Source organism: Chitinophaga sp. XS-30 (assembly GCF_008086345.1).
Taxonomy (GTDB): domain Bacteria; phylum Bacteroidota; class Bacteroidia; order Chitinophagales; family Chitinophagaceae; genus Chitinophaga.
In genome coordinates this window covers 4,258,373-4,282,412 of record NZ_CP043006.1, presented here as the reverse complement: position 1 = coordinate 4,282,412, position 24,040 = coordinate 4,258,373, and the positions used below count along the sequence as shown (strand labels likewise).

General features: G+C 52.7%; 13 protein-coding genes. 4 read left to right on the top strand and 9 right to left on the bottom strand.

Going from position 1 to position 24,040, the window contains the following annotated elements:
* Window positions 1-8: 8 nt before the first annotated feature.
* From FW415_RS17415 to FW415_RS17400, 4 genes are all read right to left on the bottom strand, one after another.
* On the bottom strand, window positions 9-3,293 hold the full coding sequence (locus FW415_RS17415) for a SusC/RagA family TonB-linked outer membrane protein (protein ID WP_168208861.1): 3,285 nt from the start codon (window positions 3,291-3,293) through the stop codon (window positions 9-11).
* A 172-nt stretch (window positions 3,294-3,465) separates the two neighbouring features.
* The gene (locus FW415_RS17410; RefSeq protein ID WP_148387613.1) at window positions 3,466-4,614 is read right to left on the bottom strand and encodes a FecR family protein; all 1,149 of its coding nucleotides are present in this window, start codon (window positions 4,612-4,614) and stop codon (window positions 3,466-3,468) included.
* Window positions 4,615-4,686: 72 nt separating this feature from the next.
* Window positions 4,687-5,283 carry an RNA polymerase sigma factor gene (locus FW415_RS17405; RefSeq protein WP_148387611.1) on the bottom strand — a complete coding sequence of 199 codons (597 nt, stop codon included), beginning with the start codon at window positions 5,281-5,283 and terminating at the stop codon, window positions 4,687-4,689.
* Between the two features lie 82 nt (window positions 5,284-5,365).
* The gene (locus FW415_RS17400; protein ID WP_246858783.1) at window positions 5,366-6,250 is read right to left on the bottom strand and encodes an AraC family transcriptional regulator; all 885 of its coding nucleotides are present in this window, start codon (window positions 6,248-6,250) and stop codon (window positions 5,366-5,368) included.
* Between the two features lie 165 nt (window positions 6,251-6,415).
* Between FW415_RS17400 and FW415_RS17395 the strand changes: the two genes are divergently transcribed.
* Genes FW415_RS17395 through FW415_RS17385 form a run of 3 tightly spaced genes read left to right on the top strand, consistent with a single transcriptional unit; the run spans window position 6,416 to window position 12,276 of the window.
* Window positions 6,416-8,029, top strand: coding sequence for a glycoside hydrolase (locus FW415_RS17395; RefSeq protein ID WP_148387607.1), 1,614 nt, complete (start codon window positions 6,416-6,418; stop codon window positions 8,027-8,029).
* Window positions 8,030-8,089: 60 nt separating this feature from the next.
* Window positions 8,090-9,427, top strand: coding sequence for a sugar porter family MFS transporter (locus tag FW415_RS17390; protein ID WP_148387605.1), 1,338 nt, complete (start codon window positions 8,090-8,092; stop codon window positions 9,425-9,427).
* Window positions 9,428-9,435: 8 nt separating this feature from the next.
* On the top strand, window positions 9,436-12,276 hold the full coding sequence (locus FW415_RS17385; protein WP_148387602.1) for a glycoside hydrolase family 2 protein: 2,841 nt from the start codon (window positions 9,436-9,438) through the stop codon (window positions 12,274-12,276).
* A gap of 228 nt (window positions 12,277-12,504) precedes the next feature.
* Here FW415_RS17385 and FW415_RS17380 read toward each other — a convergent pair whose 3' ends face one another.
* The 4 genes from FW415_RS17380 to FW415_RS17365 form a co-directional block, all read right to left on the bottom strand.
* On the bottom strand, window positions 12,505-14,064 hold the full coding sequence (locus FW415_RS17380; protein ID WP_148387600.1) for a SusD/RagB family nutrient-binding outer membrane lipoprotein: 1,560 nt from the start codon (window positions 14,062-14,064) through the stop codon (window positions 12,505-12,507).
* Window positions 14,065-14,093: 29 nt separating this feature from the next.
* The gene (locus FW415_RS17375; protein WP_148387598.1) at window positions 14,094-17,441 is read right to left on the bottom strand and encodes a SusC/RagA family TonB-linked outer membrane protein; all 3,348 of its coding nucleotides are present in this window, start codon (window positions 17,439-17,441) and stop codon (window positions 14,094-14,096) included.
* A gap of 28 nt (window positions 17,442-17,469) precedes the next feature.
* On the bottom strand, window positions 17,470-18,420 hold the full coding sequence (locus tag FW415_RS17370) for a FecR family protein (RefSeq protein ID WP_168208860.1): 951 nt from the start codon (window positions 18,418-18,420) through the stop codon (window positions 17,470-17,472).
* A gap of 79 nt (window positions 18,421-18,499) precedes the next feature.
* Window positions 18,500-19,090 carry an RNA polymerase sigma factor gene (locus FW415_RS17365; protein WP_148387594.1) on the bottom strand — a complete coding sequence of 197 codons (591 nt, stop codon included), beginning with the start codon at window positions 19,088-19,090 and terminating at the stop codon, window positions 18,500-18,502.
* A gap of 266 nt (window positions 19,091-19,356) precedes the next feature.
* Here FW415_RS17365 and FW415_RS17360 point away from each other — a divergent pair, with 266 nt between their 5' ends.
* On the top strand, window positions 19,357-19,746 hold the full coding sequence (locus FW415_RS17360) for a DUF1801 domain-containing protein (RefSeq protein WP_148387592.1): 390 nt from the start codon (window positions 19,357-19,359) through the stop codon (window positions 19,744-19,746).
* 143 nt (window positions 19,747-19,889) lie between these two features.
* Here the strand turns inward: FW415_RS17360 and FW415_RS25575 are convergent, their stop codons facing one another.
* A complete protein-coding gene (locus FW415_RS25575) occupies window positions 19,890-23,966 on the bottom strand; it encodes an IPT/TIG domain-containing protein (protein WP_148387590.1) in 4,077 nt (1,358 codons plus the stop codon).
* Window positions 23,967-24,040 lie beyond the last annotated feature (74 nt).

The window sequence follows — 24,040 nt, the reverse complement described above, 5'->3', positions numbered from 1 at the left end:
GAAATAGTTTATAAATAAAGTTGTACCCCAAAAGTCACCGTGCGCAATGGCGGCAGCCTGAAAAGATATACCGTCTCGGGGTCTGTGCCTTTAACCGGTGTAAAGGTCAGCAGGTTTTGCCCCTGGGCATATATCCTGGCCTGCGTCATTTTCGCCCGTTTTATCCAGCGCTCCGGCAGGAAGTAAGAGATGGATGCATTTTTCAGCCGGAGATACGCTGCGTCCATATAACCCAGATCGGAATAATTGGCGGCATAGTTACCCGTCAGCGAGGTGGATGTGGAGCTGCGGGTGGTGAACTTCTGGATGCGGGTAATATCGCCCTCTTGCTGCCAGCGGGTAAGCACCTCCGAAGGAAGGTTCTGCATACCGCCCACCGTCATGGTCTGGAACCCGGAAGTGGCCTGGGAGGCCATCCAGTTCTTTCCCATCTGGCGAGTGAATTGCAGCAGGAAACTCACCTGCAGCCCTTTGTAACGGATATTGTTATCCAGCCCGCCATAAAATTCCGGATCGGTATCAAACAGTGACTGGAAATCGCCGGCAGTGGTAAAACGGTTATCCTTGTCCACATCTTCGATCATCCAGAGGCCCGTTTGCTGATCGATACCGGTAAAACGCGCAATCCGCACCAGGTTAAGCGATTTGCCGATCTCGTACCTGTTGGCGTGGCTGGATTGGGCAAGCCCGGGATAGGCGATGAGCTTGTTGTCCGGAACCGTAATGTTGAAGCTGGTCGTCCAGTTAAGGTCCTTTTTACGGATATTCTGGCTGGTCACCATCAGCTCAACGCCTTTATTATCTACCAGCACACCGTTCAGATTGGCGGAGATGCCGGAGAAGCCGGTTGTTTGCGGAAGGGGATAGTTCACCAGCGGATCGCTGGTACGGTTCTTATACCAGGCCGCGGATACCAGCAACCTGTCTTTCATGAAGCCCAGTTCCAGTGCAAATTCCAGCTTCACGTTCCTTTCCCAGTGCAGGTCCGGTTTAAAAAGCCCCGAGGGAACAAAAGCTGCGGAGTCCTGGTAGTTTGGATAGAACGCATTTGCCGTATAGGCGTCCAGGTATTTATAATCGCCGATCTTGTCATTCCCCGTAACGCCGTAGCTGGCGCGCAGCTTGCCAAAACTGAGCGCGGGCAGGAACTGCATGAACGGCTCACTGGTAAACAGCCATGCAGCGCCGGCAGCGGCGAAGTTGGAAAAACGGAACTCGGGCCCGAAACGGCTGGATCCGTCCCGCCTGCCGGTGAGATTGAGGATGTATTTGTTATCGTGGTTGTAATTGATACGGCCAAAGAAGGCAGCGTATTTATACTGGTTGAGATTGCTGGAAGGATTTGCGAAAGAGATGCCGGTGATGCCGGTCAGGGAACCCAGGAATTCATCGCTCGTATAATCATTTACAGAAAAATTATACCCTTCGTTCCATTGGTTTTGAATGGTGCCGCCTGCCAGCGCATTCAGCCTGCCCTTGCCGATGTTGCGGAAATATTCTGCCTGCGGCTCTATGATCCAGCTCTGGAAATTGTTCTTCCCGAAACTGGTGGAGCCGGTAGCATTCGCTTTGGCCGGGTTTTGGGAAGCAATCGGATCTATTCTCAGTTCATCCACCTTGATGCTGTTATACCCGAAGCTGCTGCGGATCACCAGGTCCGGTAATACGCGGTAGGACAACATGGCGTTGGCATTCAGGTTATCCGTACGGGCCCGGTATTTTTTCTGCAGGGCGGCGAGCGGATTATCCACCGCCGTTACACCACCTTCGTTCCAGGCAAGGTTGCCGAGGGAATCGTACAGCAGGAAGTTGGGCGGGAGGTTGAGCTTGCTGGAAAGATCCGCACCCGCCGTGCGGTTGATGCTGGATGTATAACTTCCGGTAATGGCAGCATTGAATTTCTGATTATCGGAACGGGTATTCAGGCTGAAATTGCCCATGAACCTTTCATTCGGCATTTCGCCGGGGAATACATCTGTTTCACGGGTATAACCGGTGCTGACGCGATACTGTGTTCTGTCCGTGCCGCCGGAGATGGCGATCTGCCCGTTGGTCATACGGGCGGTTCCGCCGATCAGCTGTTTGGCCAGGTTATTATCGCGTGTGGTATCCCAGAGGAGAATATCATAGGCATTGGAATTGGTCATCGCAAGGTTGTCGTTCGCAAAGGCTTCCTTGCGCATGGCAACATATTGCTGCGTATTCAACAGGTCAGGCATCGGCGCTTTGCTGAAGCCGGTGGAGAAGTTGGCGTTCACGCTGGTCTGCCCGGATTTTCCTCTGCGGGTGGTGATGAGCACAACGCCGCTGGCGCCGCGGCTGCCGTAGATGGCGGTGGCGTCCGCATCTTTCAGAATTTCGATGCTCTCGATGTCTGCGGTGTTGATGGTTCCCAATGCACTCAGCCCGTCCGTTACGCTGGAACCATTGATGGCGGAGCTGATGCGGTTAAGGCGGTTCTCGCCGCTGGCGAGGGGAATGCCATCCACAATATAGAGCGGCTCATCGCTGGCTCCTACGTTGGGGTCTACCTGTGTATTGCCCCTGATCTGCACTTTGAATCCGCCGCCCGGCACACCGGAGGCCTGTGTGATCACCACTCCCGGAACGCGGCCCTGCAAGGCGGCGATAGGGTTGTTCACCGGTGTTTGTTCTATTTCCTTTCCGTTGACCTTGTCGATATTCCCGGTATTGGTCCTTTTGGACGTACGGCCATATGCCTGTACCACAGCTTCGTCAAGCGCGCTAACGGCAGGTTCCAGTACGATCCGCATAATTTTCAGGGAACCCACGGGCACTTCCTTTTTCTCAAATCCAAGAAAAGTGATCTCCAATACATCGCCTTCTTCCGCATTGATCACGAATTTGCCATCACCGTCCGAGAAAATGGCCTTTTTGGTATTTTTTACCCGGATGAGGGCCCCGGGCAGCAAAGCGCCGTTCTTATCCACGACCACCCCGGTGATATCCACCCGCATGATAACGGACGCTACCGGCATATCTTTTTTCCGGAGGATGATATTCTTCTCCCTGATCGAAAAATCCAGCATCTGCCCGGCCAGCAATTGTTGTAAAAACGACTGCAGCGGGGCGTCCTTCACCCGCAGCGTAACCGGTTTGGCATGAACAAGGGCCTCCCGGTCATAGAACACGAGATAGCCCGTCTGTTCCTTTATCTCCGCAAACACCTGTTTCAAGGGCACATTACTGCCACTGAAGGTCACGGTTTGAGAAACGCCTTTCGCCGATACATGCATACAAAAGGTGAGCATTAAATAAGCGGTTAAACGCATGACACGCACAATTTTGGTTGACACCAGGCCGCACAAAGGCCGGCCTTTACAAAGAGCATTAATTTGCATACTTTCGCAAGAGTTAATGGTTGATTAAATAAATAGTCTGCCCAGACTTGTCTTATGTTGATCGGCCATGATCCGCCGTTCCGGCTGCAACCGGAACGGTTTTTTATGGCATTACTTCAATCCTTCTCTCTGCTGTCAGCTGTACATTCAGCTTCATGTCCCGCAGCACTTCCAGTACCTGGGACAATGGCAGGCTGCGCTGCAGTTCTCCGCCGAAAACCCGGTCCGGTATCCGGCCTTTGTACACCACTTCCACATCATACCAGCGGGAGAGTTGCCGCATCACTTCTTCAAGACTGCTGTTCTCGAAATTGAAAATGCCGTTCTTCCAGGCCAGCACCTGCGCCATGTCCGGCCGGAGAACCTGTATCTGCCTGCCTGTTACCTGCGCCTGCTGGCCAGGTTGCAATATCACCTGTTCGTTCCCGCTGCTGACCTTTACGGCGCCTTCAGCCAGGGTGGTGCGTATCGCGTCTTCATCTGCATAAGCATTGATATTGAAGCGGGTGCCCAGCACTTCCACCATTGTGCCGCCGGAAGTATTTACCCGGAACGGCATACCGGCATTTTTGGTGACTTCGAAGTAGGCTTCTCCGGTGATGGTGACTGTTCTTTCTTTTCCGGTAAATACGGTGGGATAATGGATGGAGGATGCGGCATTCAGCCATACCTGCGTGCCGTCCGGCAGTACCAGCCGGAATTGCCCGCCACGGGGCGTAGTGAGGGTATTGTATTGGATGATAGCGGTTGCGGTGGCGTCAGGTTCATATACCAGTTGCCCGTTCTGCTGGCGGGCGGTGGCGGCTTCCTGTTGAATATCCTGCCCGATGGCGCTGTCCAGCGTTACAAGCGAGCCGTCCGCCAGTGTGAGCACAGCTTTGCTTTTGCCGGGAGCTACATCCGTGGATGGTTTCACGGCAAAATGCTTCCGGGGGAGCGATCCCGGCCAGAGCGCCACGGCGCCTGCGAGCAATAGCACAGCAGCGGCGGCGGCCCACCATGACCGCTGGATGGTAACGTTTTTCTTCCGGGGCTGTACGGCAGCCAGGATGTCCGCATACAGCTGGTCCGCCTGTTCAGCGGAAGTGTTGCTATCGGGCATATGCTCAGTAAGCAATTCATCCAGCAGTTCAGCTGCCGGCTCATCCTGGAGGCCACTGCCGATGGCGGTCAGCAGCTCCGCTTTTTCAGCAGGTGTACAGGTTTTATCATAATATCTGTGAAGCAGATAATTTAATCTGGCTGATGGCATAGTAAAAAATTGACCGGTTATATGATTGACAATCGGGAAAGCGGAAAGGGGTAGTGGGGGCAAAGAAAAATTTCAGGAGCAGCATCCGTATAGCAGAATGCCCGGCCATAGCAATGCACGGCCGTTATCCCGGAGGTAATTCCGGATATGGAGCAGTGCGGCCATGATATGTTTTTTGACGGTTTCCCGGGAAATCCGGAGTTGTGCGGCAATCTCCTCGTGCTTCAGCCCATCCTGGCGGCTGAGCCTGTACACCTGTTGCTGGCGCTCCGGCAGGAGGTTGATAGCCTTGGCAAGCAGGGTTTCCAGCTCACGGAACTGCGCTTGTTCCTCCGGATCATGATGGGTGGCGGAAAAGGGTGCGCCGAGGTCTTTCAGCAGGCCGGTTTCCATGGCTTTTCTTTTCATGCCGTTCAGCACATGGTTACGGGTAAGGCGGTTGATATATCCCGGCAGGTGCTGTATGGCAGTGAGTTCCTGCCTGTTCAGCCATATTTTGACGAACACATCCTGCACCACATCCCGCGAAATCGCCTCGGAATCGGTCATCCGCAGTGCAAAAGAATAAATGAACTGATGATAGGTATCGAAAAGACGGCGAAAAGCGGTTTCATCTCCCTGTGAGAGCAGGTGCAAAAGTGTTGTGTCCTGGCCTTTGATGTCGTGCATTACAGAATTCCTGCCTCCCCCGCAGTATGATGGTTGATCCCTGGCGGTCAAAATTAATAAAATACCCGAAGGGTTTTATCTTTTATGTTTCCCGTTTTGCCCGGTAATGGTTGGGGGACATGCCCATCAGTTTATTGAACATCCTTGAAAAATAATAAGGATCGTCCATGCCCAGCTTGTACGCGATCTCTTTCACCCGCAGGTCTGTAAAGATCAGGTACTGGCAGGCCTTCTGCACTTTCAGATGATTGAAGTACTCCATTGGGGAGAAGCCGGTCTTCTTCCGGAAAACATAGGAATAGTGAGATACGGAGAGGTTGACGGAACGGGCGATGTTTTCGAGCGAAAGCATCTGCGACAACTGTTGCTGCATGTAGCTGATAGATAACTCCACAGCATCGGAGCTGGTCTTTTTCCCGGAAAGATTGAATTTGTCGTCATACAGGAAAGTGGACAGGTAATGCCACAGGCACATATTGGCATAGGAAATATTATCGTTCCCGTAACCTCTTTCCAGGCTGGCATAAATATCCTCGAACAGGTCTATCCTTTTTTGCTGAAAGGTAATAACCCCCTGATAACCGTTGTACTGGCGTTTTACCGCTTCCGCGATCGCTTTGGCGGCAGGCCCTTTGAAATGCGTCCAGTAGATGGTCCAGGAGTCGTTCTCGTCGGCTGCGTAACTGTGAGTACTGCCCGCGGGGATGATCACGAAAGTATCCGGCTGCAGGGAATACCGCTGCCTGCCGATCTGTGCCGTGCCTTTGCCTTCCTGGCAATAGATCAGGATATGCTGGTCTATCCCCTGCAGGCGCTGCCGGAAGTGATATTTCGCTTTGGGATAATACCCGATGTCCGTCACAAATAATCCACCGGTGACGGGGTTATCCTCACAGAGGTCCGATATGATCTTGCCGGGCAATACGATGGCGCGCTGGCCTTCAAACCCTTCTTTTTTACGAAGCATGTGCAAAGCTAGAAAGAGAATTGAACAATACGCTGGAATTGCAAAACAAAGGTTATAGTTTTAGTCCGGATATTCATGTTGCCAGGGCCTGTGCCGGTCAGCCGCATACTCCTCGCAGAAGGAGCCGTGGAAAAGCATTACGGATACTTTTAAAGAAAATGAACGATGAATTTATTGCCCATTTCAGCTATCTGCTTCGCCATTTTGTCCGCCAGCCAGGGGAGGGGGACGGCCGCGCCTCCGCCCGAGCCTTCGCCCAGCATTTATCCCGGGGTGGATACCAGCGGGCAGACCGCCCCTGCAAAAATCACCATTCACCCCGGTAAAACAAAGCAGACGATCCACAGTTTCGGCGCTTCGGATTGCTGGTCTGCCAAATTCATTGGTAAATGGGAGGATGTACAAAAGAAAGACCGGGTAGCTGACCTGTTGTTCAGTATGGACACAACGGCGGATGGCACGCCGAAAGGGATCGGCCTGTCGCTCTGGCGCTTTAACATCGGCGCCGGGAGCTTTGAGCAGGGTGATGCCAGCCGCATCACCGATGAATGGCGCAGAGAGGAATGTTTTCAGCAGGCTGATGGAAGCTACGACTGGTCGAAACAGCAGGGCGCGCAATGGTTCCTGCAGGCCGCAAAGCAGAGAGGCGTGAAGTACACGTTGGGATTTTCGAACTCCGCGCCGGTGCATCTGACGAAGAACGGCAAGGCTTTCAATAGTTCGGGCGGCACCAGGCTCAATCTGCAGGAAGGGAAAATGGATGCATATGCCGGTTTTATGGCGACCGTCACCAGACACTTCGGTTTCGATTATATCAGTCCAGTGAACGAGCCGCAATGGGCCTGGGGCACGGCAACAAAGGCATCCCAGGAAGGCACGCCGGCTGCCAATGACGAGGTGGCGGCGTTAACCCGGCTGCTATCGCAGCAACTGGCCGGAACAGGCGCCAAAGTCGTGATCGGTGAAGCGGGACAGCTGGATTTTCTGTACGGCCGGAATACGGATAACCGGGGAGATCAGATCAGCCAGTTCTTCAGCCCGGCTTCCGCAAATTATGTGGGCGATCAGGCCAATGTGGCGCATATCATCAGCGGGCACAGTTACTTCACCACCTGTCCGGACAATAACCTCATCAACGTCCGCACACAATTACTGAACAGGATCAAACAGGTAGATGCTTCGCTGGAGGCCTGGCAGACGGAGTTTGGCATACTTGGCGATATCTGCGGCCGGTACAACGGCTCGCCGCGCAATACCGGTATCGAATACGGTCTTTATGTGGCCAAAGTGCTGCATCATGATCTGGTGATCGCCAATATGACCTCCTGGCAATGGTGGCTGGCCATCGGTCCGTATAACTACAGCGATGCACTCGTGTACATCAATGATCCCGCCGGTAATATCAATGTACGTGGTTGCAAAACAGATGGTATTGTGCTGGACTCCCGCCAGCTGTGGGCATTCGGCAACTACGCCAGGTTCATCCGCCCCGGTATGCAGCGGGTGGAGACGACTATTGAGGGCAACAACGATCCCGCCGTTGCCGCCGCCACGCTGATGGTTTCCGCTTATAAGGATGAGGCCGCGAAACAGCTGGTGGTCGTGATCGTGAACCCGGAATCGAAAGAAAAGAACCTCCAGCTGGAAGGCCCGCTGGGCAGTACTTTTGCGCAGTACACAACAGATGCCACCCGCAGTCTGAAGCGAACACAATGTATGGTAAACGATATCGGCATTCCGGGAAAGTCCATCGTAACGCTGACCGGCACTTATCAATGATAAAAGGATCATCAGCTGATCGCTGACGGCTTTCTATAATGGTTCCTATAAGATCAGATCATGGCTCAGCAATTCAATTACAGCTATATCACCGGCATATCATTCATCTCCGCATTGGGCGGTTATCTTTTTGGATTCGATTTCGCGGTGATCTCCGGCGCACTGCCTTTCCTGCGGATCACCTTTGCATTGAGCGCATGGTGGGAAGGATTCCTTACCGGTTCCCTGGCATTAGGCTGTATGGTGGGATGCCTGGCTGCCGGTAAAATGGCGGACCGTTACGGGCGCAAACCCGGGCTGATGCTGGCAGCGCTGATCTTCACCATCTCCTCAACAGGCATGGCCCTCTCTTCCGGGCTAACCGTTTTTGTGATCATGCGGTTTGCCGCCGGTATAGGCGTAGGTATGGCATCTATCCTCAGCCCGCTCTACATCGCGGAAATATCGCCTGCGCATGTGCGGGGCCGTAATGTGTCCATCAATCAGCTAACGATCGTTACCGGTATTCTCGTTACGAACCTGGTGAATTACACGTTGGCGGACAAGGGAGATGAAGCCTGGCGCTGGATGTTCGGTCTTGGTGCGGTGCCTTCGCTGCTCTTCCTGCTGGGCGTAGCCTGGCTGCCGGAAAGCCCGCGCTGGTTGATCGGCCGGGGAAGAACGGAAGAGGCGGAGCGTACCCTGCGGAGGATCGGGGATGAACAGTTTGTACGGGCCTCTTTCAGTGACATCACGGCATCCTTGAAAGGCACCCTGAGCCAGTCGTACCGTGCGGTATTCGAAAAGGCCGTTCGCCCCGCTGTAATTGTGGGTATAACGCTGGCCGTATTTCAACAGCTTTGCGGCATCAATATCGTATTCAATTATACCTCCACCATATTTGCATCTGTAGGGGCGGACCTGAATACGCAGCTATCCGAGACCATTTTCATCGGTATCGTTAACCTGGTATTCACGCTGGTAGCCATGTGGCAGGTAGATAAACTGGGGAGGCGGCCGTTGATGCTGGCAGGCTCACTGGGGTTGTCGGTCGTGTACATTGTGCTGGCATTCCTGCTGCGCAACCAGGCAGCAACAGGATGGATATCCTTTTTTGTGCTGCTGGCGATCGCTATGTATGCCACATCCCTCGCGCCTGTTACCTGGGTGCTGATATCGGAAATATTCCCTAACAGGATCAGGGGAGTGGCCTCTTCCATTGCGGTGCTCGCACTCTGGGGCGCATATTTCATCCTGGTATTTACGTTCCCTGTGCTGGCGGAGGAGCTTGGCACATACGGGCCATTTTATCTGTATGCGGGGATATGTGCGCTCGGGTTCCTGTTCATTCGCAGTAAAGTGAAAGAAACAAAGGGGCAGACTTTAGAGCAGTTGGAACATCAATTAACCGGACATTAAACGATATCATGCAATCAAGACTGATAAGCACATTACACACATTGTCCATAGCGGAAAAATGGTATTTCCTGCTGTTGGGAATATTTTTCCTTCTGCCGGTTTCCGCGTCTGCACAAACGCTTTCGCTGGCAGGCCGCTGGCAGTACCGGCTGGACCCGCAGGATACCGGTATTCAGCAACAATGGTTCCTGCAGGATTTTGCCGGGAGCATTACCCTGCCCGGTACGCTGGACGATGCCGGCATCGGTGCGGCATCTTCCTTGAACGATGAATCGGTCAATAAAGCAGTGTTGCTGATGCTGACGCGCCGGCATTCATACATCGGTCCGGCCTGGTACAGTAAGGATGTGGTGATACCTGCCGGTTGGAAAGGGAAATATATTGAGCTTTTACTGGAGCGGGTATTATGGGATACACGGATCTGGGTGGATGGACAGGAAGCCGGAACACAGGAGAGCCTGATCGCGCCGCATCGTTACGATCTGGGGAAGCTACTGACACCGGGCCGGCATAAACTTGTTATCCGCATAGACAACCGCAAGCGATACGATATGAGCACAAGGGATATGGCGCATGCCTATACGAACGGCACACAGATCATCTGGAATGGCGTGATCGGCCGCATGGAGCTGAGCGCCAGGGAGCCGGTGTTTATCGAACAGTTGCAGGTGTATCCCGATGTGAAAGGCAATAAGGCCAGGGCCGTGATCTCGTTCCGGAATGTCTCGGGCCGGGCAAAGCAGACACGGCTGAAGGTCATTGTAACAGGCCGGGACAACAGGCGGGTATATGCCAGGGAGATGCCGGTGAACATCAAGACCGGAGCGGCTGTACAGGAACTGGATATTCCATTGAAAGATGCGGGACTGTGGGATGAGTTCGATCCCTGCCTGTACACGTTGAGGGCTACACTGACATCCGGGGTGGCGGATACCCGCAATACTACTTTCGGGATGCGGTCGCTCACAAATGATAAAGGATTGCTGCAGCTGAACGGCCGCCGCATATTCCTGCGCGGCACACTGGAATGCAACATTTTCCCGCTGACGGGTTATCCGCCCATGGACCACAAGGGATGGGAGAAAGTATTTGCATCGGCAAAAGCATACGGACTGAATCATCTGCGTTTCCATTCCTGGTGCCCACCGGAAGCCGCATTCGCGGTGGCCGATTCGATGGGTTTTTATCTGCAGATAGAGTTGCCTTTCTGGAACAAAAATGCTGGTCAGGATGAAAGCATGAATGCCTGGCTGGCCGCCGAAGCGCAACACATCATCCGTGAATACGGCAATCATCCTTCCTTTTGTTTCTGGTCGATGGGGAACGAACTCGAAGGTGATTTTTCCTGGCTGTCGGCTATGGTGACCCGCCTCAAAAAGCAGGACCCGCGTCATCTTTATACCACCACTTCTTTTTCATTTCAGCGTGATCATGGCCGCTGGCCAGAGCCGGAAGACGACTTTTTTATTACCCAATACACCAAAAAAGGATGGGTGCGCGGGCAGGGTATCTTCAATACCATTCCCCCGGATTTCATCACGGATTATACCAGGGCGACCGACAGTCTTCCCGTGCCGCTCATTACCCATGAGATCGGTCAGTATTCCGTGTTCCCGAATATGGAAGAGATCAGCAAATACACCGGTGTGCTGGAGCCGCTAAACTTCAAGGCTATACGTAAAGACCTGGAAAGGAAAGGGCTGTTGCCGCTGGCGGAACAGTATCTTATGGCCAGCGGAAAATTTGCCGCCAATCTCTATAAGGAAGAGATCGAAAGGGCGCTGAAAACAAAGGGCATGAGCGGCTTTCAGCTGCTGGACCTGCATGATTTCCCCGGCCAGGGTACAGCCCTGATTGGCATACTGGATGCGTTCTGGGATAGTAAAGGGCTGGTTGCTGCGGAAGAGCACAGGCGATATTGCGGTGCTGTTGTACCGCTGCTGCGCTTTGACAAAGCTGTTTATACCAATGCAGAAACCTTCGTAGCAGCGGCAGAGGTCGCCAACTTCAGCAAAGGTGCACTACTGAACAGTACGGCGATATGGGCTGTGCATGATCAGTCCAGCAGACAGCTCGCCGGAGGTGAATTGCCCCCTCAGCAGATCGCTATCGGTAACGGACAAACGCTCGGCACATTTTCTTTCGATCTAAAAGACGTTAAAACAGCCAAAGCGCTCACCATTACCCTATCGCTGAAAGGGACGGGCTACCGCAATCGCTGGAGCATCTGGGTGTATCCGGCTAAGGTGCCTGCGATGAGAGCCGCGCATGCCACCGATATACCAGGCGAAATTGCCGGGCACGCATCAGCTGTTTCGCCAAGGGATGCGATATATACGCGTTCCGTGACAGAAGCATTACGGTTGCTGGAGCAGGGGAAGAACGTATTGCTCAATCCTGATACCTTGGTGCTGAAAGGCGTGGAGGGCCGTTTTGCGCCGGTGTTCTGGAGCCCTGTGCATTTTCCGGCGCAACCCGGTACAATGGGGATACTTTGTGATCCCACCCATCCGGCATTCCGGCATTTCCCCACGGCGTTCTACAGCGACTGGCAATGGTGGGACCTTATCACATCGTCAAAGACCATGATCATTGATTCGCTGCCGGAGGTGACGCCGGTAGTGCGGGTAATCGATAATTTCTTCAGGAACCGGAAGATGGCGAATGTGATCGAGGTGAAAGTGAGCAGGGGGAAGTTGTTGCTTACCTCGATAGATCTGGAGCGCGATCTGGATAAACGGCATGCGGCGAGGCAGTTCAGGTACAGTCTGGAGCGGTATATGAATAGCGGGGATTTTGAGCCGGTGGTGGAGTGGAGGGGTGAGGAGGTGATGGGGTTGATAAGATAGGTAATGTCGCCGGGTATCATAAACCAGGGGAGCAACGGCAGGATATTGTATAGTCGGTGAAAGAAGGAAGAAATTGTAAAGCAAAGGTTATCCGGATATCCCGGACAACCTTTGCTTTACAGTGATGAGAGACAGGTCGCTTGTTGATCTTCATCACCCTCCTGTCATACAATGTCTACGACGGAATCTAAGTCACAACAATCTCACCGGGACTGCCTTGATAATTTATCAGTCTTTCAATATCCACATCACCCCGTTCACGTTATCACCTTCGCTGAATTGCCGCTGGATGGCCTGATCAAGATTTTTGGTATTATAGCTCAGTTCGTTGGAAGGATAAAGCCACCGTAAGGGGAATTGCGTGGTGGGAGTATTCAGGTTGGTACTGGAATTCAGCACGAACTCCGGATATCCCGTACGCCGTTGTTCATACCAGGCATTGTAATTGCATCCCTGCAGAAATCCGGCGATATACTTTTGCGTGATGATCTGCTTCAGTTGGTTCTGTTCGCTGCCGGTCAGGGTGTTGGCCGTAATATAGTCCTGTATATATGCATCATCGATCTTCATGTTGTGATGATAGTCGGTGAGATCGGGCGTATATGCCGCCGTGAATTTCATAGCGTTGGTAATGCCGGCGGCGTAGTATTCCTGCGCAGGTGTTCCCGTTATCCATCCGCGGACAGCGGCTTCTGACAGGATGAATTGCTGCTCCTGGTAGCTAAATACGCTCACCGGTTCGGCATTCACGAGGTTTACGTACCGGTTATTCAGGTCTGAGTAATCTTTTGACACGCGCATATCCTGCAGCACAGGGAATGCATCTGAGGGTTCTGCACCGCGGTATGCGTTCCAGTCGGATGGCTGCATGCCTCCCGCAATTTTAACGGGAGAGGGCTTGGCGTAATAAAAGAGCCGGCGATCGTTCATTGCCTTCATCGGGTCGATGAGGGTAGCTGAAAGCATGGTGTAGTTTGATTTTACAAAAGAATTTCCTGAACCCGCCGGCACATCGGACCAGGGATAGTTCTGGCCGGCCGTCGCATTATAGGCCAGCGCGAAATTATCTTCGTAGCTGCGCATCAGCGGACGGTTGGTTGCGATCTCCCGGAAGCGGTTTATTACATCCAGATCGGCATCTCCTGTTTTTCGGTGCAGATTCATCAGCACATGCAACTGAAAACTGTTGGCCAGCCTCCGCCAGTTATCGGCTTTTCCGTTGTAAACAGGGTCCCCGGAAAAGTCGGCGCCTTGCGCAAAGAGATTGTTGGCGCTATCCAGTTCGTTAATGATGCCCATAAATACTTCTTTTTGCGTGTCGTAGCGCGGCTGGATGATATTATCGGTTTCTCCTTTTACGGCCTCTGTGTATGGGATGTCACCTACCTGCATGGTGGTGTGGAAGAACTGCCACGCCCGTACGAAATGTCCCAGCGCTTTAAAGGACCGTTGCTGGCCTTCATTTTGCGCAGCCGCTATCATAGGCGGAACATTCCGTAATAAGGTCAGGCGGTCAAAACTGCTTCTTCCAAGCCTGTTGTATTGCAGATTTTCCTGTCCCTCACCCCAGGTGAGGTATTTACCAAGCAGGTATGGTTGCATGAATCCTTTTGTACTGCCGATACTGTTCTTTGTTATGCTCAGGATTATGTTGGTGGCCAGCATGGCAGACGTAACTTGTGTGGTCTTGTTGGGATTGGTATTGATCTCGTTAAACTTCGAACATCCTGACCCAATCGCCATCGCCAGCGGGATCGATAAAATATATTTGAGCTTTGTATGTTTCATGTTGTAATGTTTTGATAAAATGATGCTGATCAAAACCCTGCCTTGAAGTTAATGCCGATCATCCGTTGCGAGGGCGAGTTGAGGTTTTCATCGTCCACATCCGGATCAGAGAACCTGAATTTCGTAAACAGAAAGAGGTTCTGCGCGGTGATGGAAACAGATGCATTCCTGATGAGGAATTTGCCGAGCACACTAGCTGGGATCCGGTATCCTAAAGACATTTCACGGACCTTGACAAAAGATTTCTTTTGCACGCCATAATCACCCGCCCGGAAGTTCTGCGTATAATCCTGATAAGAAACCTCCGTATCATTCGTCTCGTATTTGCGCGTATCGCTAACTATGTTACCAAAGTTGTCATAAGTAACGCTTCCGGAAGTAACCTTTACGCCGTTGCCGACATAGTTTGTTTTCCCGTTCACCACTTCATCGTAACGCCAGGAATTGTCTGTGTCAGGATGTGTTCCGGTATCAAACATCTTGTCGTTGATATAGTTATACATCAAACCGCCAATACGCCCGTCAATATTCAATCCCATCATAAAATTCCCGAACTGGAACGTGTTGATAAAACCAAAGCTGAAGTTGGGGTCCCTGTATCCGTATTTCATTACATAGTCGCTTTCAACGGGATAGCCGTTATTGTGAATTACATTACCCTGTGGATCTCTCAGCCAATAGTAGTCGGTATAAGCGTCGAGCCGTTCTCCCTTTTTTACCCAGGGACTTTTTGCGGAGTACACGGAATCCAGGTTTTTATAATAGCGATGCTGGTTGGAAAAATTGATAGTGGATACCCATTCAAATTTCCGTTTTTTGATTACCGACCCCGAGAGGGTGATCTCTATTCCTTTACGGACATATGTTTCGTCAGTATTGACCAATGTGCTGGAAAATCCGGAGGAGTTGGGGATGGAAACGGATATCTGACGATTGTAGTAATACTTGTTGAAATATGTTATGTCCAGATTCAGGCGTTTTTTGAAAAGATAAGCAGCGGTACCGATCTCCCAGGTGCGTTGCGAGCTGGGCAGCAGACTTGCTCCCAGCAGGTTGCCGGGATAGCTGGCCGAGTTTAACGTATTCCATGCGGAAGTGGTGGTAGAATACAGGCGGTTGATGGCATAGACATCGGCGGGAGTTTTGAATGTTGCCCAGGAGCCCCGGATCTTCCACATATCAGCGAAAGCCGGCATTTCAATTAGTTCTGACAAGACGATGCTGGAGCCGATAGATGGATAAAAGTAATCCCGGTTCTCTTCCGGCTGCGCGGAGTTCCAGTCGTTGCGGCCTGTTGCTTCAACGAACACGGCGTTTCTCCAGCCGATGGCGGCCCTGCCATAGAGACTGTTTACTTGCCTTCTGGCGTAACCCGGTGTGATCGTGGGCGGTTCAACGGAACCGGCGAGTGAGTAGAAAGTGGGAGAGGTCAGTCCATTCCTGGTGGCGGCGGAAAGGCTTTCATCTACCCAATAATAGATGGTGCTCCCGGCCATGAGGTCGATGGTGAAGTCGCTCACTTTTTTCTGGTAGCTCAGCATGATATCATCATTTGTACTCCAGCCATAGTCCTTGTCGATCCGGTAAAGCCCTCGCGCATTCCAGCCTCCGCGGGTGGAATAGATATTGGCAGTCGGGTTGGAAAAGGTCTCCTTGTTATCATACACATCATAACCGATTCGCAGCAGCAAATTCAGTTCTGGTGTGAATTTGTAGTTGGCAGTAAGGCTGGCGTTCACCGTACTTTGCTGAATACCGTTGAGCTTTTCGTAGGCAATGAGATAAGGATTGTCGTACCAGTTGGTGTACATCCAGTTTTGTGTCTGGTAAGGTACTTTCCAGTAGTCACGGTACTGTCGGATATCATATTCCGGTCCGGTCCACATTGTAAGCTGATAAATATAGCCCTGGTTGCCATATCCGGAGCCCCAGATTTGCGGTGCTGTTCTTCTGCTGATGCCCACATGGCTTTCCAGCGTGAATTTATCGGTGGCCTTTAGTTCTCCACCCAGTGTGAAGTTGAACATGTTCAGCTTCGCATTGGGAAACTGGCCTTTATTGTATATATGGTTCAGTGAAGCCCGGAAACTGCCGTACTGGCCGCTTTGGGATACGTTGATATTATTGTTGGTGATCACGCCAGGCTCCATGAAATTCCGCAGGTTATCCTTTCCGATGGAATTGAGAGGTCGGTCGTCTTCAAATTGTTTGGTTTCCGGGTTCCAGTCACGCGCGGTTTTACCTATGCCAAGTCTTGGCCCCCATACGTAATCATTGTCAATCTCTCCGTTCTGTCCGCGGCCGTAAGCGCTTTGTGTTTTTGGAATGGCCAGGAAACCGTTTTGCAACATCGTGTTACTATTGACAGCTACAGCAAGCCCGCGTCCAGCCCCCTTTTTTGTGGTAATGAGGATTACGCCCCCCGCGGCCCTGGAGCCGTATAATGCTGATGCAGTGGGCCCTTTGAGGATATCCATGCTTTCGATGTCGTCTGTCGGGAGATCCCGGAGGTTGGTGTTGCCATAGGGTACGCCATCTATCACCAGCAAAGCACTTTCACCCCGCAGCTCTATTGTGGGCCGGGCAAAGAACTCGGTCGAATTTTTGACCACAAGCCCTGACACCTGTCCGGTTAGCGAGGTGGCTACATCCACCCCTTTCACCGTTTGTACGGCATCGCCTTGTACCTTTTGCACAGCATAACCAAGCGCTTTTTCCTGCCGCCTGATTCCCAGTGCTGTGACTACGAACTGATCCAGTGAGATGGCAGACTCCATCAATGTGATTTCGACGGGCTGTTGGCCGCTTACCGTATGTTCAACTGTAGTGTACCCGATCAGGCTGAAGACCAGCACATCGCCGTCATTGACCAACTCCAGGTTGAAACGGCCATTGGCATCGGTGGTGGTTCCTTTGGAACTGCCCTTTATATGTATGCTCACACCCGGTAATACGTTACCCGCTGAGTCTTTCACAATTCCCTTTACAGGTATTTGCTGCGTTTCTGCTGATAGATACCGGGGCAGCCCGGCGGCTTCCTGCTGCTCTGATTTGACAACATACAACCTGCCGGCGATCCTTTGGCAAACAAGGCCCAGCGGCTGGATGTACTTGTTCAGCACCGTTTCAATATTCGCTGCTTTGAATGCTCGTTTGTCCGGCGCCGTAATCTGTTTTCCTTTCAGTAGTTCGGTGTTGTAGTTGAAACGGACATCGAATCGGCTTTCCAGCTCATTGATGACCGACACAAGTGATACGGTCGCCGGCTGTGTGTTGAGTACGCCGCCGGCGCCTGACCGGGCAGCCGGCAACTGCAGGAACAACAGCCATGCAATAGCTGGTATCAGCCGAAAAAAGACTGATCTTGATTTTCTCATAGTTGAAGTTTTGAATATTGGAAGGATGCTATTTCTTGACGTATAACCGGTTATTTTGTAATTGAATATTGAGCGCGAAAGTTTGTTCAAGCGTTGTCAATGCCTGCTGCAGATCGTTAGATGCAAGGTACCCGGTAAAAGGCAGGTTAGCTGCATCAGGATAATCAAACACCACTTCATGTCCATATTGTTCTCCGAGTTTTTGCATGACAACGCTCAAAGGGTCTCCCCTGAAAGCAATCAGATCGTATTTCCAGGAAGTGTAAAGCAGGGTATCCGCCTTTTGCCTGGAGAGCCTCTGTGTGGAAGTGTTATAGTCCGCCATTTCGCCAGGTTGCAAGATCATGGTTTGTTCTCCGGCGTCAACTTTTATACTTCCCGAATTCAGTACTACCTGTGTTTTTTCATCCTTTGCATTCACATTAAATGCAGTGCCGAGCACGGTGACGTCAAGCGAACCCGATGCATGCACAATGAAGGGTTTTGCAGCCTGTTGTTTAACAGAAAAGAACGCCTCGCCCTGTAACCACACTTCGCGGTTGCTGGTGTTTACAGAAAGACGGGCCCGTTGGTTCAGGCTGATCACTGTGCCGTCTCCCAATTGGATGGTCTGTACTGCCCTGGAACTGTTTGAATAATGTCTGAGATTGTTTTTCCGGTTGTATTGCAATGTCACGAGCAAGGCAATACCGGCCACGGGTATGACGGCTGCCGCAATCTTTATCCAGGTCCGTTTCCAGAGCGGGATTACCGGGGTGGTGACCGGGAGGTTAAGAATAGAGGTCAATACAGCTTCCGCGGCCCAATCAGGCATAACCGGCCAGCTTTCGTCAGGCGGTAGCTCCTCCACAGTGGGAATGGCATTGAGGGAAGGCTGATGCTGCAGGTATGCAAGCAACTGCGCACGCTCCTCCGGCGTACTTTTTCCATCTGCCAGCCTGATGAATATTTTTTTTATTTCGTTTTGATCCTCCGACATTGGGTTGAGCTGATATATAACAATACGATTGAAGAAACAGTCAGGACGATCCGGGGCTAACTTTTTTTTCCGGCAGTAGTTAAAGAATACGGAAAACAGCCAGTAGTACGGCAATATCAGCATACCGCAGGAGATATCCCCTGACGAAACGGGAGGCCTTTACCAGCTGGTCCCGGACGGTGTTAACGGAGATACCGAGACGCCCCGCGATTTCCTGATTGCTGAGGCCATCCATCTTGCTCATTTTGTAGATCAATTGCCGCTGGGCAGGCAGGCACGATATTGCATTCATCTGCAGATGCTCAAGTTGTTTGGTATAAAGCTGGTGTTCGGAGAGGTTAAGGCCCTCTTCGTAAATATGCAGGAACCATTTACGGAATTTCTCGTCATGGACGGCCTTTTTCAGATAGTCGAACACATAGTTCCGGGCGGATCGGAACAGATAGGCCTTCAGATGGCGTGATGGGTCCAGCGCTTCGTGACGGACCCATATCTTCATGAATACCTCCTGCACTGCGTCCAGCGCTACTTCCGGTGAGCAGCAGAGCTTCAACGCATAACCATAGACCTGGTTGCGGTACCTATCGTATAAAATACTGAAAGCCGCTTGATCTCCATCACGGATCATCGCGCATAATGCTTCGTCTGTGGTATCTGGTAGTACTCTCATAGATTTTGGTTCGCCAACCTGATTACTGGTCAAATATATAAAATAATGATGTCGGAAATTACAGCGTATATGTAAGTTTAAATAAAGATAATCCTATAGTGATGTGGGAAAATTCCGGTTCTTTTTTATATAATAGATGTACCGGATACATTTATGTCAGCAGAGTTGAGGGGGAACGCACTATTTTTCTTAGGTTAGATGTACAAAGCAGACTGGTTTTTTCAATTTATTTTTAAACCACTTTATGAATACTAAAATTGAAGCCAATGAATAAAGAAATAAAATCCTACAACGACTCCCAATCCAACACAGACAAGGTAATCTGCCAAAAACTGGCGCAGGAGATCGATAAACATTTGTCTGAAGCGGAAAGCAAGATCTGGCACCGGCACCCTGTCTGGTTTTTGAACGGCAACCCGATCGTTGGCTATAGCAAACTGAAAGACAGTGTCAGATTGTTATTCTGGAGCGGCCAATCCTTTGACGAAGAAGGCCTCCTCCCCGAAGGATCTTTCAAGGCTGCCGAAGCGCGTTACACCGATGAAAGCCAGATCGATACGGACGACCTGAAGCGCTGGCTGGAGAAATCGCGGCTGATCCAGTGGGACTACAAAAACATCGTCAAACGTAAAGGAGTCCTGGAGCGGCTGCTGTAAAACCGGCATAAAAAACAGGGAGCTGTCTCAAAAGTAATTTGATCGGCTGGAGAATCGCGTAGACGAAAATACTTTCCATCAGGTACCCGGATAAAAACGGGTAAAATTACTTTTGAGACAGCCCCCTTCAATTCACAATATCCCTAAAATTCCAAAGCTTCGGCCTGCAAATTCACGGTATTCCAGTTCCCCACAGATACCACCAGGTCGTGATCCTTGGGCAGGCTCACATTTACTTTTTTATTGACCGGCGTATTGCTCGTCCGGTTAATCGAAAACGCCTGCACCTGTACATTCTTCAACGAGCTTCGGTTGCCGAGACGGAAAAGGCTGAGGTCCGGCGCTACGGTGATGTCCGTTTCCGTACCGGGACCGCCGCCAACGCCGCTGATCGCCAGCGACCGCATCTGGTTGCCGACCAGGCGGGAGAATGTTACCGTAAATTCCTTCTCCATATGTGGCGCAAAACGGATCTGCGAAGCATCGGCATTCACCATCAGCGAATCTCTGTGGCCGGGTTGTGTTTGCACATTCTCCAGCTTGATCGTTGTGCCATCCGGCATGATGCTGTTGAACGTGTAGTTCCCTGCGCCATTGCCAACGATGTGGCGGGTGTAACTTCTGTTGACAGGCAACAGATACGCCCCGGGCAACAGGTAGCAGGGATGTGAGCCGGGGATCTCGCTGTATATCCTGTTGTTGAAATTTCCTGCTCGGAGGCCGTTTTCGTCCAGTATCTCGATATCCGCCGGGCTTAACAGGAAGTCAATGATAAAGCTGGTCAGGCCGAACGGGCCACCGAAGGGCAGGTCGTGATCGGACAGCATATAATCGCCGTTGCTCATCTGGCCCAGGGTGATACCATCGCTGCTGCTGAATTTAACACCGGCGCCGCCATTGAAATAATCATAATGCAATACACCGCCATCCATCCGGAACTGCAGGCGGCAGTTGGGATTATCGGCATGATTGCAATCCCAGCAGAACAGCTGCACACCATCCAGCGAGCCAATGGTGGTAGAGCCGTCAGGACTGAGCTGCGGGCCGGGATGGCCTGCGGGATAGATAAAACGGTAAGGCATGATGCAGTGTGAATCGCTCAGCCCATCGATATACCCCGCATCCCAAATGGCGCCGGAGGGGATGAAGAACAGGAGCGGGGCCACATTGCGGTCACAACCCGTCAGGAAAGCCCTTTCGATCTCTCTGGCCGTTTGCTCTACCCGCGCCGTGCCCTCCCGGCTCTGGTCGTGGAAGTGGATCAGGCTTTCGCGGCTCAGCAGTTTGCCGTGTATGGCGGTGAGCATTTTATGCACACTGGCTTTGGTGGTGGTAATGGCATTCGTTTCGCCTTTCCACAGTTTATCGGCCACCAGGCTGGCGAGGGAAGTACAGAAACCGGTAGCCAGCCCGCCATTGTCCTGACCCTTAAGAAAATGCTCATAGAAAACATAATAGGCAGCGGTCAGTACCGGATGCCCGAATACCGGGTCCAGCAATTCATGCCAGACCTCGGCCGCGCCGAAAGTATCTTCAAACGTTCCCCAGCTGGGTATGCCGTCTTTGAAGTTATTGAAAGGCAGATTATGGATGCCGTAGGTGAAGGGTATTTCCAGCACCCGGGGTTTGGTGGCTGTCCTGCTATTGCTCACCATCCCATCGGGATTCCTCACCTGTACGCTTACGCTGCCGCCGCTGCTGCCGGTTCCGCCGGTGCCGGGCATCAGGAAAATGATCTGGGTGGGTGTAACGCTGGAAGCCGGAATGGCAGCGCCGTTCACCAGCACGGATGCGCCCGCCAGAAATGCCTTGCCGCTGATGGTGATATCCGTGGCCGGTGCGAGTGCGGCAGGCAGCGTATCCAGTTGCGGCTTGATGCGGAGCGGCACACGGTTGCTTTCAGTGCCGTCCGATGCCCGCCTGACGTACACTGATTTCTGCCCTCCTGCGATATTGGAAGGTACGGTAACAGTGATGCTTTCGTCCGGATTGATGACAGGTACCAGCGTGGCTACGCCATCGATGATCACCCGGTCGTTATTCGCGAACTGTGTGCCTCGCAGTGTGATGTTGTTGCCGGGGAATACTTCGGAAGGGTTGATCTCCGTGATGAACGGACGGGTCAGCAGTTCTTCCCAGGCATCTTCGGAGAACTGGAAGAAACGGTTTTCGGCGTCCTGGCCTGCCAGTGCTGCGTCGGCGCCGGTGGCGCCGGGTTGGCCCTGTGCGCCGCTCACGCCGTTGCGGGCATCCCGGCAGGTTTCTCCGTTGCCGCTGCGTCCTCCGCTGCCTCCGCGTCCGCCACTGCCGCCATTGCCGCCGCGCCCGCGCTGGCCGCCCTGGTTCTTCAGGCGGAAGGCGTTATTGGTGACGGTAGTGGCCAATGTGCCGTCCAGCACGCCGATGGTGATGCCGCCGCCGTGACCGCCATTGCCGCCACGTCCGCCATCACCGCCACGCCCGCCATTGCCACCGTTTCCGCCGTCTCCCGGGTCGCTCACGCAATGCCATCCAAAGAACCAGGCGCGTTTTCCGCCGCTGCCATCGGCGCCATCGCCGCCGCTGCCACCTCGCTGGCCGGTACCACCTTTGATGCCGTTTTCACCGTTCAGATCGATATTGGGGATGTTGGTGAGATCTTTTACCCACATTTCCAGGGCAGGAGCATTGCGGCCGGCTGCGCCACTGATGCCGGAGGCTCCGGCTCTGCCGTTTTCACCATCCAGCCCGTGACGGGAACCGGATTTGGTATGGATGCCGTTCCATCCGCGGCCGTTCAGGCCGGGATCATCCAGCCGGGGAGGGGTGGAGCCGCCCGGCCTGCGCCAGGTGATATTCGCATTGCTGCCGCAGATCACCCGCTCGGCAATGATATAAAGTTTTTCCACGTCGGGCTCTATGATCACCTGTGTATTGGTAAGGTCCAGCACGCCCGCAATGATCACGGAAGTGTTCACCGGCAGCGTGCGCAGCATGAGCGGCCGCACATTTTCCGTTAGCGAAGGCCAGGCCTCCGGCTTGAAGGCCGCAATCTGCTTCAGGAAAGTTTCTTTGTTGTTCAGCTTTAAACCTGTTCCCGTCAACTGCACGACCTCGTTCAGGCTGATGTTGCTGCGGAATGCTTCTATGGTCGGGCTGGTGCTGATCGCTTCGCGGGAGAGCCGCACACCTGTTCTGTTAAGTACCGTCAACGCATCCAGCCGGCTGGAAAGGCCCGTGGCATTGATGGTGCCAACCGGCCGCGAAGGGGTTAAGGGAGCAGGTGCAGCGGCCGTAGCCGTTTTTAGTACCGCCGTACTGTTCCGGTTCGGCAGGTAACGGGCAAGATGCTGTTTCTTCTGTGCCGCGGTCAATTGCGTAAAGCTGGTGGCAAGCTTGCCCCAGTTCACTTTCACTTCTTTCTGTTTCCTCGGCGCGATCAGCACTTTCCCTTTGGGGATGGAGGTCGGTACTTTGATCTGAAGGGTGGACAGGTCGCTGATCTTTTCCACACCGGCTGCGTTCATGATCTCTTTGACCGGCTGCAGACGGGCCCTGCTTTCATCCAGACTGGCGATCACGTTGACGATGGCATTGAGGCCGATCTTTGCTTTGATCTTTGTTTCCAGCGTTTTTGCAGCCTTGACGCGGGTGTTCCAGGCCGCTGAAGTGAAGGCCCCTTCGCGGATGATGATGTCACCGATCTTGCCTTTGAACTGGTAGCTTCTGCCGTCCATTCCCGCACCCGCCCTGAAGCCCAGCTTGCCTACGGGTTCGAGCGTGCCGGTCACCTTCAGCGAGGCCACGGCTTTGTCATTTACCTCCAGGGCGAGTTTGCCCGCCTCATCGCGGGAGAACCTGACGCGGTGCGTTTTCCCCGCAGTGAGTGCGGTTTTGGCGGCGAGGCTCTTCCAGCCGCTGCCTTTGATATGCACACTGCCGGTAAGCAGCCCCTTGGCATCAATGAAAAGCGCGGCGGGAGGGGACTGGGATTCGATGATGTTCTGCCGGCTGCCTTTTACCGCATCCGGGATCACAATGGCTTCCAGTGTGAATGTGCCGCTCTTTTCCACTTCCGGGATACGGCCCATGTTGATAAAGCCTTTCTTTACAAGGAACTGGTTCTCTGTTTCTGCGCGGGCAATGCTGCCGCTCAGTGTTACCTGCGAGCCATGTACTGAGCCGTCAAAGGCTCCGTTGTTTTCAGCACGCACGTACATCAGCGTTTTTAGCTGTTTCATGTGGATTTTTTTGGGGGTTATGAATCAGGTATGGGGATTGACAATAGGGGTCTGTAATAACGATATCAACGAAG

Bases quoted from the DNA above. Each gene is read 5' to 3' on its own strand.
- FW415_RS17415 (WP_168208861.1), bottom strand. From the start codon at position 3,293: ATGCGTTTAACCGCTTATTTAATGCTCACCTTTTGTATGCATGTATCG.
- FW415_RS17370 (WP_168208860.1), bottom strand. From the start codon at position 18,420: ATGTCGGAGGATCAAAACGAAATAAAAAAAATATTCATCAGGCTGGCA.
- FW415_RS17395 (WP_148387607.1), top strand. From the start codon at position 6,416: ATGAATTTATTGCCCATTTCAGCTATCTGCTTCGCCATTTTGTCCGCC.
- FW415_RS17390 (WP_148387605.1), top strand. From the start codon at position 8,090: ATGGCTCAGCAATTCAATTACAGCTATATCACCGGCATATCATTCATC.
- FW415_RS17365 (WP_148387594.1), bottom strand. From the start codon at position 19,090: ATGAGAGTACTACCAGATACCACAGACGAAGCATTATGCGCGATGATC.
- FW415_RS17400 (WP_246858783.1), bottom strand. From the start codon at position 6,250: ATGCTTCGTAAAAAAGAAGGGTTTGAAGGCCAGCGCGCCATCGTATTG.
- FW415_RS17410 (WP_148387613.1), bottom strand. From the start codon at position 4,614: ATGCCATCAGCCAGATTAAATTATCTGCTTCACAGATATTATGATAAA.
- FW415_RS17405 (WP_148387611.1), bottom strand. From the start codon at position 5,283: ATGCACGACATCAAAGGCCAGGACACAACACTTTTGCACCTGCTCTCA.
- FW415_RS17360 (WP_148387592.1), top strand. From the start codon at position 19,357: ATGAATAAAGAAATAAAATCCTACAACGACTCCCAATCCAACACAGAC.
- FW415_RS17380 (WP_148387600.1), bottom strand. From the start codon at position 14,064: ATGAAACATACAAAGCTCAAATATATTTTATCGATCCCGCTGGCGATG.
- FW415_RS25575 (WP_148387590.1), bottom strand. From the start codon at position 23,966: ATGAAACAGCTAAAAACGCTGATGTACGTGCGTGCTGAAAACAACGGA.
- FW415_RS17385 (WP_148387602.1), top strand. From the start codon at position 9,436: ATGCAATCAAGACTGATAAGCACATTACACACATTGTCCATAGCGGAA.
- FW415_RS17375 (WP_148387598.1), bottom strand. From the start codon at position 17,441: ATGAGAAAATCAAGATCAGTCTTTTTTCGGCTGATACCAGCTATTGCA.